The following is a 14,274-nucleotide window of genomic DNA, read 5'->3' on the forward strand; positions in this document are numbered from 1 at the left end:
GCTGTGACAGTTCGCTTAATTTCTAAGGCAATAATAAAGTTTTCCTGTCACGCACCAACCAAAGCCTTATGACAATTGCGTAAGTTCTGCCTTTAAAGAATATTCAGTACATCCCCAATGTTGATTATTAAGATTTCGAGAACCTTGCCATCCTAAAAGCCTTAATTCCTTAGCAATAAAGGTGTTAATTCCTCCATGAGCAATTAAAACAACCGAACCATGACCCTGATATTCTTGTATTAATAATTCTGCTGCTTGCTTAGCTCTGCGTCTGGTAGCAACTGGTGGCTCAACAATAGGAGAAATTTTGAATTCCCATAGTAATCGAGAAATAACTGCCCAACCCAAAGCTGATAGTTTCGCACTTGTAGAAAAATTTCGCCAACAGTTTATTTCTCGGAAAATTGAATTACTTATTGGTTTAACTTGAGGCTGAAGAATTCTGGCTGAATCAATTGTACGACTTAAATTACTGGTAAAAATGACGTTAGCTTTTTGTATGATGTCAATAAGATTTTCTGGTGGTACCGAGTCGCTTGCGATTCCCGCAGCATCATAGCACTTAATAAAATCTAAGAATTGATTCCCTTGAACCTTCTCTTTGGTAGAAACTGTTGGTTTTCCATGTCGTACAAGGTAAATAGGCATTTTTCATAATCAATAAAATCATTCTGAAGGCTAATTTGCTTTCTCTACGATTATTATGAAGCTAGCCTTATAGTGAAAGCTTACATTTGAGAGAGGAAAAATGGCAGCAGAAGGGCATAGTTTAATTGTGGATTTTACCACAGTTTTGGGTGCATCGGCGCTGGGTGGATATATTGCCAATAAGCTGCGTCAACCCGTTTTGTTAGGATATCTCGCTAGCGGATTGATTGTAGGTCCTTTCGGCTTAAAGTTATTGAATGATGCAGATTTAATTAAATCTTTGGCTGAGTTTGGAGTTGCTTTTCTGCTCTTTGCTTTGGGTGTAGAATTTTCTTTAACTGAACTCAAAAGAGTCAAAGATATTGCGATTAAAGGTAGTTTGCTGCAAATTGGATTAACTACTACCCTTGTCACTCTAATTACAGTTATTTTTGGTTTGGCTTCTGGTTTTGCAGAAGGAATATTTTTAGGTGTAGTCTTTTCTCTGTCTTCTACAGCAGTGGTACTAAAAACACTGACAGACAAAGGAGAAACTTATACACTCCACGGTCAAATTATGTTGTCGATTTTAATCGTTCAAGATTTGGCTTTGGGTGTAATGCTAGCGATTTTGCCAGCATTAAAACAACCAGAAAATATTGCTCCGGCTTTATTTTTGGCTTTAGTAAAAGTTGTTGGATTTGCCGCAATCGCATTTATTTTAAGTCGTTATTTTGTCCAGCGTTTGATTCGTAGTATTGCTGAAACTGAAAGTGAAGAATTATTCTTATTAACAATAATAGCTTTATGCTTGGGAGTTGCTTTAATTACAGCAGCACTCGGTCTTTCCATTGAGATGGGTGCTTTCGTTGCAGGATTAATGATTTCGGAAATTGATTATGCAGACCATGCTTTAGCTAAAGTTTTACCGTTACGCGATACCTTTGCCAGTCTTTTCTTCGCCTCTATCGGAATGCTAATTGACCCAAATATTCTAGTTAATAACTTCGGGTCAATTTTGGGATTAGTTAGTTTAGTAATGATAGGTAAAGCAGCAATAATATTTCCCATCGTACTAAAATTTGGTTACTCAGTAAAAACAGCAGTAATTGCTGCTCTTGGCATTAATCAAATAGGTGAGTTTTCTTTTGTACTTGAATTAACTGGTTTAGCTTTAGGTCTAATTTCTGAAGATACTTATTTATTACTTTTAGGTACCACCGCAATCACTTTAATTGTTACTCCCATCTTATTAGAAAGAGCGCCCAAAATAGCCAATCTTCTCACAAAAACGGCATTTTTTAGAAAATATCTCCAGCAATTTGAAAAACCAAAAAGCTTATCAATTCCAGAAACTATTAATTCTCACGTAGTTGTAGCGGGTTACGGAAGAGTAGGACAAGTAGTAGTTAAAATTTTGCAAAGTCAAGGTTATCCACTCATTGTTATGGATAACAGCGAAGCAGCAATCCAAAGACTAAGACATAAAAATATACCTTATTTATTCGGTGATGCAGACTCTGAACTTGTATTAGAAAAAGCACATTTAGAAAAAGCCAAAGCTCTAGTAATTGCTTTACCAGATCCCGCAAGCACAAGATTACTGCTTGAACGTGCTTTGTCAATAGCTTCGCAGTTAGATATTATAGTGCGATCGCACTCCGACAAAGAAATAGATGTTCTGACTCAAATGGGTGCAAGAGAAGTAGTACAGCCAGAATTTGAAGCAGCATTAGAATTAGGAACTCATTTACTTAATACTTTAGGCGCGCCGGAAACTCAAATTAATACAGTTATCAGGAAAATTCGCCTTGATAAGTATATGAGTATTAGACCAGACAAGTAATTGATAATAGTCTACTACGCTTAATAAAAACGCTACATATAAATACAGGAAATTACGGATTCATAACCTAAATAGAAACCCGGCTTTTTTACAAACCGGGTTTCTAAATTATTAAAGGATGATTTAAATGTATGATGCCAGCCTAAGTTATTTATATGTTTCTGTGAAAAAGTTTCTACACAAAAAAGAAAATTATGTTTTTATTGTTTGCGATTAATCAATAAAAGAATTTTATCGTAAATCGTTTTTGATTAAATCAAAGAGAACACACCATTCGATAGAAACACCCGGTAACTCAAATTGCTTCTCATAGAAGCTAATTAAAATTTGTAGATGAAAACCAGCTTCAACAGCAGGTTAATTAACAAACTTACTTCACAAAGACTACCGACACTGTAAAAATTAACTGGCTACTTTTACTAACTGCCTAGCAGCAAGCCACATATTTGCAACATCATATTTTACTAAAACAGTATCATGGGTAGCATTACAAGAAGCTTTTAGAGTTGTTGTCTTATTATTATTTTTCACCAATTTAGCTTGGTAGCTGTAAACTGAACCGTCAGGCTTTTCCAAAGTCAATTCTGCTAATACATTACTTTTATCCGGGCTTTCCTCAACAATTCTACCTGCTGCTTTGTAATCAAACCAATCCCATCCGTAACGGAGAATTAGCTCCCTTTCTACAATTTGAATTGAGCGGGGTAAAATTCCCCAACCTCTATATATATCTTTAAACCGTTTGATATCACCAGTATGAGTGAGTATCGATTTGAATGATTCTACATCGAGATTGCCGTAATACCTGCCTTCGGGTAAATCTATCATCGTTGGTGCAAATCGATGCCCGCCAAAATGACTGGATCTCCAAATTCTCACGTTATCTAAACCTACCTCAGAGATCATGTTTTTTGCATGAAAATAAAACGGATTTCCATATCTAGCGCAGCATCTATCGTGGCTACCGTGAGTACAAACTAATATGTCTCTAGTTGTAGTTGCATCTATTTCCCACTTGAGATTTTTTCCCCATAACCATTTTTTAATCGCTGATGCTGCTTGTTCGATATTTTCCAGCTTAAATTCTCTTTTGGAATATCCTTTACCTCCCCCTTCTTCTTGGTGATAAATCAAAAGCTTTGTCGAATCTACTTTATGAGAAAAATCATTCGCAATTAACTGAAATTTAATCGGTAATTTGGCTCTTTTTGCTTCTTTTACCAATAATCGCAGGTTTTCTGGAACCCATTTAGAACTAAAAGCATCCGAATTCCAAGGAGTCGGACATTCTATCAAAACATAAGTTTGATTATTCGTTGCAGTACCAATAATGTCTTCTGCTGCTTGTCGAGAATTATCGGAACAAAAGTTTTTCTTCATTTAACTTACATGGGTAGTGTATTTTTGCAAAAAGGATATTACGCATATAGATAGTTCAATTTACTATCAGCTTCCCTAACAATCATGATTACTACAAACTTTTCTCAATCATAATTCCGCTGCAATGCTTCAGATTGAAGACGAGAAATATTTATGTAACAAAAACCTAATTTGTTAGTTAAAGCCTCATAGCTTTTTATAACATTTTCCTTATTAAAAGTCTCTGACGCTAGAAAAAATGTTACTAATGACTTATTTAAATATGAAAATAATATTTTTTACCTCCCTGGATAGTTATTAAATTACTCAAAAAATGTATTGTTTATATATTGATAGCTTGAGTTTTGAGGTTTTTACGTAGAATCATGCCATTTTTTTTGGAGTTATACATTTGATTTTTTATATATTTTATACAAGACGCTGTCTCTAAAAAACGTGCCATGTGGTTTAGTACTTAATCGAAGCAGTATTTTTTATAGATAGCATTATAAAAAATGAAGGTATATATAGATTGCTTCTTTATGTATAAGTTAAAAAAAATACCTCGCATCTTACTTGATTTCCACATATTTAATAATTCCAGTGATTCTTAACAGTTTTACGACCGATATTCTTACTATATCTAATTTTTCAATTATCTTGCAAATAATTCTCAATAAAAATGAAAAAAATATATTCATAAGTCACATTGTTAAAAATTTCAGCTAGGCTTAGGCGAGACTACTCTTGTGACAGTAGTCAAAATAGATGAGATTAAACGCAATTTTTAGTCAAAGCGGATGGAAGACTTTCGATAAAAGAATTACTAGTTTTCATCCGGCTAAGTAGATTCTCATCTTGTTGGCGACGCTGAACTTTACGTCAGAATGTAACCGATGTTCGTATAAAATGCAAGCTTTTAATATTGTCTAAAGCTTTGATCTAGTTGAGTTCAACCTCATTTCTTATCTAAATCTGGCTATGCTTACGAGAATATACTGAACAAGAACTTCTATTTATATAAATATATTTAGAATTAAATTCAAGACTTAACCACTTGTTAATTGCGATTTAAATTTATCATAATCCCTCAATTGCAGTTTACTTCCCAAGTTCAGCCTCAAAGAATAAAATTAATTCCAATGCTGCGACTAACCATTAGACTTCATGATTTTCGGCTAACTGCGAATTCAGAAATGTCCATAGCTGCAAATTTGTAAAATCAGAAATTGTTGCAAAAGCACCAAACCCTTCTAAGGTTTCCGAAGTTTGAGTGGAAGTCATACCAACAGTACGGATACCAGCAGATACTGACGAACGAATTCCGGAAGGAGAGTCTTCAATTGCGATAGTTTCTCGGGCATTTACGCCTAATCTTTCCAGAGCAACTTTGTAAGGAGTTGGGTCTGGCTTTGCTGCAACTTCTTCTTCTGCTAAAATTACAATGTCAAAAGCTTCTTTTAACTGCAAAACTTCCAACATAAAATATGCATTGAGTTTTGGAGCATTAGTAACCAAAGCAGATTTGAGATGATGCTGCTTGCTCCATGTTAATAATTTAGCAAATCCCTTTATCGGTTTGAGTAATGATGCCTGCTCGCGAAATCTTGCTTCTTTCTCTTCTGCAAACGATTCTATTTCTTTTTGTGATAAATGCGGTAATAAGTCTCGAATAATATCTGGATTTAGCCTACCAGTAATATTAGATTTATATATATTTTCATTGATTTTTATATGATATTCAAGTAAAATACCATACCAAATTTGGTAATGTATTGGGTCAGTGTTAACAATTGTTCCATCTAAATCAAATAGAATTGCAGTCAACATAATTTGCTCTCGTTAACTGTAAATAAATATAAACTTTAATAAAATAGCTTACATTATTTTGTGCTTTTGCGTAACAATTGGTGCATTCAAGCCTACAGAAAACTATAATCAAATCTAATAAAATCTGACAACCTATGGTAACTAGCGCGTGTACGGGTGGAGTATAAATCTACCCTTACCCGTTTACTTTATTCAAAAATATTGTTATCAAATGTCAAACGCTAAAAAAGATTTTCGCGTTGATAGTTTAGGAGTTCAGATTTATAATTCCGAAGATGAACTTGCTCTGTCAACAGCAACCATCGTTCAACAGTATTTACTTTCAATTCTCGAAAAGAAACAAACCGCTACAGTCATTTTTGCAACCGGAAATTCTCAACTTAAGTTTCTTGATTTTTTAGTCAAGTTCAATAATATTGATTGGTCAAAAATTATCTGTTTTCATTTAGATGAATATCTAGGTATATCGGCGAATCATTCCTCAAGCTTCAGATATTATTTACGAAAGCGGATCGAAAAACTCATTTCACCTCAAAAATTCAACTATATAGAAGGTGATACATTAGAGCCTTTGCGAGAGTGCGATCGCTATTCCAAATTACTTGCAACGCAACCAGTTGACTTATGTATGCTGGGAATAGGAGAAAACGGGCATTTAGCTTTTAACGAACCTTCAGTAGCAGATTTTGACGATGCTTACAAAGTTAAACTTGTAAAATTAGATTCAGTTAACCATCAGCAGCAAGTAGATGAAGGGCATTTCCCCAACTTAGAAAGCGTGCCTAAATATGCTTTTACACTCACGATACCAACAATTTGTACGGCAAAAAAAATAATTTGTTTGGCACCGGGGAAACGTAAAGCCAAAGTAGTTAAACAATTGTTACAAGGAAATATTACAGAACAATTTCCAGCTTCTATTCTCCGAAAGCAATCCCAAGCAAGCTTGCTATTAGATGTAGATGCAGCAAGTTTAATTGACAATTAGCAGTGAGCAGTGAGCAGAGAATTATATTAAATTTCATGTGTTGCAGCGATTACAACTACTATTTTGCTTAGCCTTTAAACTGTGTTTTTGAGGCTGAGCCTGGGCTATTGACTTTGCGCCTTTTCGGAACTAACAAGTTCATGTAATAAGCGTGCTTTTCTGGTCATGAAAAGTAAAATTATTGTAGGGTGTGTTAGATGCATATCATCTAACGCACCATAACACTAAACAATAAAAGTCAGAATTAAAATCATCAAAATCCCAACTTAAGTAAGTGGATCAAATTAAATATAAAACCTCACCCTGCCTCCGGCTTCCCTCTCCTTACTAAGGAGAGGAATTGAGAAGCCACTGCTTTGGGCGGGTTCCCCGACTTATAGCAAGTGGCGTGGTGAGGTTTTATCTTATATTTAATTATGCCTACCTACTTATTCCCAATGCCCCATGCCCAATCCCCATTTCCAATTGATAATTAATATCCACTTAAAATTCCTTTGCGCTTAGCTTCTTTTTCTGCAAATCTAAATAGCAACAATCCAATTGTAAAGTAGATAATACCGTTAATAAAAGCGATAGATAATGTAGCTAGATTTAAAGCTTCACCCCGTGCCATCAAATCGCGTAATAAACCAGCACCAGGAGTCATTGGTATTAATTGTGCGAACAATTTAGGATTACCAGTCCAAGTTTCTGTAGGTATGGTTAATAAAAATAATAATGGAAATAAAAGCAAAGGAATTAATTGCTGCACTCTTTTCAAAATCAAAGCTAAAGAACCTATAATAAAAGCGAAACCATAGGCTCCTAACAACACGCAAATAAAAGGTAGAACTAATACCGGAGGAAAATATAAGCTGCTACCTGTAAGTGCAATAATAATGAAAATAATAAGAATAATTTTGAGTATTTCTAAAGTTAAATAAGCTAATCCTCGCATTAAAAAAACTTTTACCGCACTGTAGCGAGAGAGAAACAACTGCTCTAAAGTACCAGTTTGCGCTTCGTACTGTATCTTTCCAGCAATATTTGTCATCACAAAGTTTACTAAAATCCAAAGCACATAGCCCACAACAATAGAATCGAGTCTATCTCCTAGCTGAAGATTGGAGCCGACAATGTAGCCAGCACCTAAGAAAAGTCCGTAAAAAATAGTACTAACAATTACAATTTGTGAAATAGACTCAATTGGATAACGGCGAAATTCTATCCAGCTACAACGAAGCTCTGCAAAAAATAATTTGAGCATTTATTTATTTTCAACGATTGAAGTGGATTATTAATTGTTAATTAAATTTTTTGGGAGCATCCTAATTGTATAAAAATCCCACAGGCTATAAAAACAAAGCCCACCTGCGTGAGCTACAAGAATTATTAGCCCACGAAGGTGGGCTTTGTATGTGTAGCCGCACACTTCCAGGGTGTCGGGTAAATAATTTTCCGGCGTTGCGATACTCCCTGCGTAAGTCCTGTACTTGTATTAATTTTTTTTTATTAAAGTAGAGTTATTCAATAATAATCTTCCAATCATATCAAATCATAGTATCCCGAATAATGAAAAAACTATATAATTATTGCAAGCTTATTTTGGGTAATTTTTTTTTAGCCAATAACCCATTTTCAGGGAAACTACTGTCTGAATGTCCGTCAAATATATAAATCTAACAAGATTATTATAAGTAGCATGAAATTCCGATTAAACAATCCTTCAATGTTATCCCAAATCAAAATACGCCATTGGTGGCTCGGAGTACTGTTGTGGATGTTTTTGATTGTCCCAGCACAAGCATCGGTAATTATGCGCGTGGCAATTAAGCGGGATGTGAAACAAGTCAAAGTAGGTAGTTCCACTACTGCGGTTATCAAAGATGGTAGCGGCAATAGCTTAGGAACTCTGCCAGCAAGAGAAGCTTACTATGCTCAAGCAGTTTCCGGACAAGTTGCCCTAGATAAATGGAAATCCCCTTTGTTCTGGATTGAACCTAAAGGTAAAGGATTTGTTTACATTGGTAACCGTTGGTATCGTGGCAGAACTTTAGTTATTCCCACAGAAAAAGGGCTAACTGCTGTCAACTGGATTGATTTAGAAGAATATCTTTATAGTGTCTTAGGCGGTGAAATGGATGCGAGATGGCATCCAGAAGCCCTCAAAGCTCAGGCGATCGCCGCTCGTAGCTATGCTCTTTACAGAAGACAAAGAGAACAAGCTAATCCCCTTTTTGATGTCGGCAATACCCCCGATAAATGGCAGATTTACAAGGGAGTAGTAGCAGAACATCCTGCAATTTATGCCGCAGTAGATGGGACATCAGGACAAGTATTAACCCATAACAATCAAATTATTGAATCAGTATTTCATGCTTGCTCTGGCGGACATACCGAAAACGTAGAAGATGTATGGGGTAATAGTTTACCTTACCTACGTGCGGTTCCTGACTTCGATTTAAATACTCCTAACCTAGCTAAAATTGCCCCTAAATGTCAGTGGCAAAAAAGTTTTTCATCTTCACAAATCAGTAAGAAGTTTCCCGAAGTCGGCAACGTTACACAAATGAAACCTGTAGAGCTTTCACCTTTTAACAGCGTTAAAAAATTACGAATTATTGGCGAAAAAGGTACCAAAGAGCTAAAAGGAGAACAAGTTCGTACCGCACTCAAGCTTAATAGTACTCGTTTCGTTGTTAACAAAGGAGAAAACAATACTTTTGTTCTACAAGGTCGCGGTTGGGGACATGGTTTAGGAATGAGTCAATATGGAGCCAGATATTTAGCAACTCAAGGCTACAACCACCTACAAATTTTGAATCATTACTATAGAAACGTAGCTTTAGCTCCGATTCAGGTTAAGTAGAAAATTGGGGATTGGGGATTGGGGATTGGGGATTGGGGATTGGGTATATAGTGGTAGCGTCTCGCTCCCTAGGAAAAATATTACGATTGTCTTTTTGCCTTAATTCCGGTTAATTAAAAACTACAGAACCCATAGCTATCATAATTTTTTATTACCCATTACCAATTACCCATTACCAATTACCCATTACCAATTCCCCATTACCCATTACCAATTCCCAATTACCCATTACCTTCTTCAAGTCGTTTCCGCCATTCTGCATCGATTTGCTCGGAACGTTGTGCTTCTTGTTCGATTAAATCGGTTTCGGTACTGTAGGTTAAATTCTCTTCGCTGATAACTGTACTTGTAGCAAACTGATGGGCGTAGTCAATTTTTTTCTGTAACTTTTCGTCTGCACTGCTTATTAAATTTGCCCTTGATTGACGCTGACGATTGCGATCGCTAATTTTTTCGTTGCGCCATTGTACCCAAAAGTAACGTATTAGAGGTATCGCAAGAAAGCCTATTGCGTAAACCAGCAGCAACCCATAAATGCCTTGAACAAAACCAACCAAACCGCCAGCAATAGTACCATCTCTTAACAATCCCCCTAGCATCAAAGCACCTACAAAGTTAACAACTCCTAATCCAGTACTTAACATTACTTGTGAGGAAGTTGCTTTACTAAAGCGCCAAGAAAATTCTCTGAGAAAATTAGGAATTGATTGACGATGATTGTTTTTAGCACTTACCTGTAACTCTGGAAAATAATATACTATCTCACCTTCAGGACTTACCTCTGGCTTACCGTTAAACTTGGTCAAAACCGGCAGCATATAATCTTCGTATTGCTGTTGATACGTCTCGCCAATATTATCTAAATAAGGTGTAATTTGTTCGGCAACAACCGCACCATCATTGTTACGAATTACGGTTGCAATTTCCTGCCAGCGACGTTCTTCCAGATTTACATTCGGGTTCCCATCTCCAAATAGAAACGAAAATACAGCTTCCAAAAAATTTAAATCGCTCTTTTCACGTCTTCGTCCGTGACTCCTATATCCAGTATTGTAGTTTGGACTAAAAAACCAAAATAAATCTGGGAAGTAGAAGAACCCAATACCACCGCCAAAACCACCACCTCTATCATCGTCATCGCCAGATAAAGAAGTCAAAATCAAAGTAATAGAGATTACAATTAAAGCAATAGAAAGAATTAAAACAATCCCGAAGGAAATTCTAATTAAATAAAATAAAACCTTCCAGACCTTATTCCACCACTCTTGTAGCTGTAATTTAAAATATTTGTTGCGTAAAACATCTCGAAAATTACGCGGAAAGAGATAAACAATATCGCCTGTATCCGCAACTTGCAAATGTCCCCCTGCATCAGTAGCAAGCGCTAACAAACCTTGATTGGTGATTTCGATATTTAATCCAGCCTTTTGAGCCACATCACCTACAGTGACGCGATAATTTAATTTTTCTACAGCTTGCATGATGGCGGGATTGGGAGCCATTTCTCGACCCTCCTTATGTTCAAAATTGTTCTATTTCAAGTATAAAGTTTTCTCACAAAGGAGATGGGGAGAGCAAGGTTTGTGAAGTAGCGAATAACAAGTAACAAATGATAAATAGACGGGTAAGTAATTTACTTGCTAATCCTAACTAACACATTCTCAAATTATTTCCCAGTAGATATTTGAGATTTTCATGAAAATGTGTCATTCACATTAGTTGCGAAGGGTTTAATACCTTTAAGCTTTAACCTTCCCCCTCAAGCGCTTACTACTTGTAACTCTCACGCTAACTGCGAACTGATTCCCTTCTTCTGGGAACATCGTAAGTCATAAAGTCGTAAGCCATCTTCGTATTAGGGAAAATAGCTCTACCTTCGTTAAGTAAGTCTTTTAGCTCAATGGCATTGCCAGGAGCATAACGGGGACTAAAATGACTCATAATTAAATTATGCGCGCCTGCTGCTAAGGCCGTTTGTGCAGCCATTGTAGATGTCGAATGCAGTCTGTCAAAAGCCATCTGGGAATCTTGATGGGCGAAAGTAGCTTCGTGAATTAATACGTCAGCATCTTTGGCTAAATCCACTGCATTTTCACAAAATACCGTATCGGTACAATATACAACTTTGCGCCCGATTTCCGTAGGTCCGCATAAGTCAGCACCGTTAATAACTCTTCCATCTTTTAAAGTTACGCTTTCGCCACGTTTGAGCTGACCATATATTCTACCGGGAGGAATTTCCAAGGCTTTTGCTTTCTCAACATCGAATCTTCCGGCTCTGTTTTTTTCCTCCACACGATAACCATAAGCTGTAATTCGATGATGCAAAATATCGCAGCTAACCCTAAATTCTGAATCTTCATAAACTACTCCCGGACGAACAGCATGAACTTTTACCGGGTAAGAAAAGTGTGTATGAGAATAGCGTCTGCAAGCTTGCAAATATTCGTTTAAGCCTTGCGGGCCATAAATATCAACGCGGCTGACATTTCCTGCTAAACCGCAGCTAGCAAGAAGCCCCATCAAACCAAATATATGATCGCCGTGCATATGAGTAACAAAAATTCGGGAGAGTTGACTCATTTTTAAGTCACTCCGCAATATTTGATGTTGGGTACCTTCACCACAATCAAATAACCATAATTCTGCTCTTTGCGGCAATCTCAGGGCAACACTAGAAACATTGCGCGACCTTGTAGGTACCCCGGAACTCGTCCCTAAAAATGTTATTTGCACGGTTCTATGTCGTGTTTTTATAACTTAATTTACGTCTCAATCTCTATAATGACACTCTGCAAGAAACTTGGTTAACTTAACTTAACGATACACGTACAATTCAACGTTAATAAGATAATTTTCATGCAAAATATGTAATATATATTTATAAGATATATTTATAAGCGTTATAAGCGAGTTTTTAAAGGGAGTCGCACAATCAATAAAGTTGTGAAATTACAAAAACAACGCACGATAAAATTGTTTTCGCTTCTTTTTTCGGCTGCTATTGCTGGTTGCACCAACGTAACTACAAGCCAATATGAAGCTACAGCACTTACCACTTATACCTGGCAAGTCAAATATGCGAATAACTTGAATTCAGAACCATCACCACGAAGAGAAGAATTTGCTACAACTTCCCTACTTAACCGTAATGGCTTAAAACCATCAGCAGCAGTTACCGGGCCAGATGACCGAGGCTTGTGGTGGCCTGCATTACCGCCGCGACCAACAGTTGATGAAGTGGAGCAACGGCAAGGTTCGGAACAAGAGGCAAGTAGACCCGAATTATTAAAATCTGTAAAGTACGAATTTATTTACTCAGAAGGTACAGAGCAAAGGACGTTACCTACAGATTACGATGTTTATAGACAAGTCGTAAAAGCTTATCCAGAGCGCGTGCCTTTAGAACTAACTTTGGGAGTAGGAGATAATTCAGTTGAGAAAGCTGAGCCAGTTAGTCAGTAAAAAAATTGCAACTTAAAAACACCCGTTGTTTAGCTGACATAATCTTTTAAATACTCATAAGGCTTATTTAACCTACCATTAAAGGCAATAGTCCCTTCATAAATCATTCGGCTATCAGCTTGATTTAACTGCGACCATACTTTTGAAATTAATTGATTTCCAAAATCTTGTGAAGCATCTCTCGGCAGTTCATTCGGTAAATTATCCACTGCCATAACATCGATACAGTGATTTTGGAATGGCTCGGTTTCCTTGGATAATAAAGGGTCGTAACCATAAATCGGATTAGTAATTGAAGAAGCTTTTATTGTAGAAGGGATAGAAGAATCTGGAGCAATATCGCAAGTGACATCGGCAATAACACGAATAGTAAAGTCTTTGCGTTTCATATCCTCTTTACTAAAGAAAGCTGGAATACGCTTATCCCAATAAATACCGTTGAGCATAATATTCGCAGTACGAGTATAGGGAGCAAAACTAGAAACATATTCTTCGGGATGCTGATAATAATGACTGTCATCAAAATTCTGTTCTCCTGCAAAGCGATACATATCTTTTACCGCTAGCTGTGTATATACGGGTTCAGAGGAGTTATGTTCGAGAAATTCTTGAGGTGAAACCCTTTTAATTTTCATTTTTTCCAACACCTCAACTGCACCGCTAGCAACTCTACCTTCTCCGGTGACTACCAGTTTTATATTAGAAAGAGGTAAGTTTTGATAATAAGTTTGAGCTTCTGCCCAATCATGGCACTCATGCATGGGTTTGAGATTAAACTTTCCCTCGCGTCGCCCCCAAGCCAGAATGGCATTATGACCGCCAACAATGCCTGCCCAACGTCCAAAAGCAATTACTCGTTTGCCGTACTCATCAGTTAAACATTCATAATCAATTAAGCGAATTTTTTGTTGCAATATTGAACGTAAAAGTTCTCGATTATATGGTTGTTTTTTAATCGTATGAGAGAAAAATAGATAGGTTTTCTGAGGTATTAGCATTGAAATAGGAACTTCTTTAACCCCTAACAAAAGTTCGCATTCCTCCATATTTTCTTTTATGGGGATACCTTGATTTTGATATTCCTCGTTGCTAAAGCAGCGTTCCTGACTGGGCTGGACAAATATTTGTAAATCTCGATAAGTTTCAAGCAAATATCGGCATTGCTTGGGTGTCAACGGCACTCTAGTATCACTCTTTGTTTTGCCTTCCCTAATGATTCCTACTTTCATAATTAATTTTTTAATTCTAAATTATCACTGATAATTAGGAAACCCAAAAAAGAGTTACATTAATTGCGATATCGCCTTTAAA

The 14,274-nt window shown here is 36.5% G+C and carries 11 protein-coding genes; 4 read left to right on the forward strand and 7 right to left on the reverse strand.

All coding sequences use genetic code 11. The annotated features are described in order from the left end of the window. Positions 1–66: 66 nt before the first annotated feature. The gene (locus tag RIV7116_RS25925) at positions 67–648 is read right to left on the reverse strand and encodes a histidine phosphatase family protein (protein WP_015121294.1); all 582 of its coding nucleotides are present in this window, start codon (positions 646–648) and stop codon (positions 67–69) included. 100 nt (positions 649–748) lie between these two features. Here RIV7116_RS25925 and RIV7116_RS25930 point away from each other — a divergent pair, with 100 nt between their 5' ends. Then, positions 749–2,473, forward strand: coding sequence for a cation:proton antiporter (locus RIV7116_RS25930; protein WP_015121295.1), 1,725 nt, complete (start codon positions 749–751; stop codon positions 2,471–2,473). A 402-nt stretch (positions 2,474–2,875) separates the two neighbouring features. On the opposite strand, the gene RIV7116_RS25935 is transcribed toward RIV7116_RS25930, so the two are convergent. Next, positions 2,876–3,853: a sucrase ferredoxin gene (locus tag RIV7116_RS25935; RefSeq protein WP_015121296.1), complete on the reverse strand. Its 978-nt coding sequence runs from the start codon at positions 3,851–3,853 to the stop codon at positions 2,876–2,878. A gap of 1,137 nt (positions 3,854–4,990) precedes the next feature. Further along, positions 4,991–5,662, reverse strand: coding sequence for an HAD family phosphatase (locus tag RIV7116_RS25940; protein ID WP_015121297.1), 672 nt, complete (start codon positions 5,660–5,662; stop codon positions 4,991–4,993). A 211-nt stretch (positions 5,663–5,873) separates the two neighbouring features. On the opposite strand from RIV7116_RS25940, the gene RIV7116_RS25945 reads away from it, so the two are divergent. After that, on the forward strand, positions 5,874–6,650 hold the full coding sequence (locus RIV7116_RS25945) for a glucosamine-6-phosphate deaminase (RefSeq protein WP_015121298.1): 777 nt from the start codon (positions 5,874–5,876) through the stop codon (positions 6,648–6,650). A gap of 472 nt (positions 6,651–7,122) precedes the next feature. On the opposite strand, the gene RIV7116_RS25950 is transcribed toward RIV7116_RS25945, so the two are convergent. Further along, positions 7,123–7,896 carry an ABC transporter permease gene (locus tag RIV7116_RS25950; protein ID WP_015121299.1) on the reverse strand — a complete coding sequence of 258 codons (774 nt, stop codon included), beginning with the start codon at positions 7,894–7,896 and terminating at the stop codon, positions 7,123–7,125. A gap of 435 nt (positions 7,897–8,331) precedes the next feature. On the opposite strand from RIV7116_RS25950, the gene RIV7116_RS25955 reads away from it, so the two are divergent. Continuing rightward, positions 8,332–9,498: a SpoIID/LytB domain-containing protein gene (locus RIV7116_RS25955; protein ID WP_015121300.1), complete on the forward strand. Its 1,167-nt coding sequence runs from the start codon at positions 8,332–8,334 to the stop codon at positions 9,496–9,498. 221 nt (positions 9,499–9,719) lie between these two features. Here the strand turns inward: RIV7116_RS25955 and RIV7116_RS25960 are convergent, their stop codons facing one another. Together RIV7116_RS25960 and RIV7116_RS25965 are read right to left on the reverse strand one after the other, a co-directional pair. Then, entirely contained in the window at positions 9,720–11,000 is a 1,281-nt protein-coding gene (locus RIV7116_RS25960; protein ID WP_015121301.1) for a hypothetical protein, read from the reverse strand. Positions 11,001–11,286: 286 nt separating this feature from the next. After that, positions 11,287–12,234, reverse strand: coding sequence for a ribonuclease Z (locus RIV7116_RS25965; RefSeq protein ID WP_015121302.1), 948 nt, complete (start codon positions 12,232–12,234; stop codon positions 11,287–11,289). 234 nt (positions 12,235–12,468) lie between these two features. Here RIV7116_RS25965 and RIV7116_RS25970 point away from each other — a divergent pair, with 234 nt between their 5' ends. Beyond that, positions 12,469–12,963, forward strand: coding sequence for a hypothetical protein (locus RIV7116_RS25970; RefSeq protein ID WP_085977731.1), 495 nt, complete (start codon positions 12,469–12,471; stop codon positions 12,961–12,963). Between the two features lie 29 nt (positions 12,964–12,992). On the opposite strand, the gene RIV7116_RS25975 is transcribed toward RIV7116_RS25970, so the two are convergent. Then, on the reverse strand, positions 12,993–14,192 hold the full coding sequence (locus tag RIV7116_RS25975) for an NAD(P)-dependent oxidoreductase (protein ID WP_015121304.1): 1,200 nt from the start codon (positions 14,190–14,192) through the stop codon (positions 12,993–12,995). Positions 14,193–14,274: the final 82 nt, after the last annotated feature.

Source organism: Rivularia sp. PCC 7116, assembly GCF_000316665.1.
GTDB lineage: Bacteria > Cyanobacteriota > Cyanobacteriia > Cyanobacteriales > Nostocaceae > Rivularia.

What these genes read in the sequence shown, in the direction of transcription:
- RIV7116_RS25925 (WP_015121294.1), bottom strand. Translation starts at nt 648, where the DNA reads ATGCCTATTTACCTTGTACGACATGGAAAACCAACAGTTTCTACCAAA.
- RIV7116_RS25950 (WP_015121299.1), bottom strand. Translation starts at nt 7,896, where the DNA reads ATGCTCAAATTATTTTTTGCAGAGCTTCGTTGTAGCTGGATAGAATTT.
- RIV7116_RS25960 (WP_015121301.1), bottom strand. Translation starts at nt 11,000, where the DNA reads ATGGCTCCCAATCCCGCCATCATGCAAGCTGTAGAAAAATTAAATTAT.
- RIV7116_RS25935 (WP_015121296.1), bottom strand. Translation starts at nt 3,853, where the DNA reads ATGAAGAAAAACTTTTGTTCCGATAATTCTCGACAAGCAGCAGAAGAC.
- RIV7116_RS25945 (WP_015121298.1), top strand. Translation starts at nt 5,874, where the DNA reads ATGTCAAACGCTAAAAAAGATTTTCGCGTTGATAGTTTAGGAGTTCAG.
- RIV7116_RS25955 (WP_015121300.1), top strand. Translation starts at nt 8,332, where the DNA reads ATGAAATTCCGATTAAACAATCCTTCAATGTTATCCCAAATCAAAATA.
- RIV7116_RS25975 (WP_015121304.1), bottom strand. Translation starts at nt 14,192, where the DNA reads ATGAAAGTAGGAATCATTAGGGAAGGCAAAACAAAGAGTGATACTAGA.
- RIV7116_RS25930 (WP_015121295.1), top strand. Translation starts at nt 749, where the DNA reads ATGGCAGCAGAAGGGCATAGTTTAATTGTGGATTTTACCACAGTTTTG.
- RIV7116_RS25940 (WP_015121297.1), bottom strand. Translation starts at nt 5,662, where the DNA reads ATGTTGACTGCAATTCTATTTGATTTAGATGGAACAATTGTTAACACT.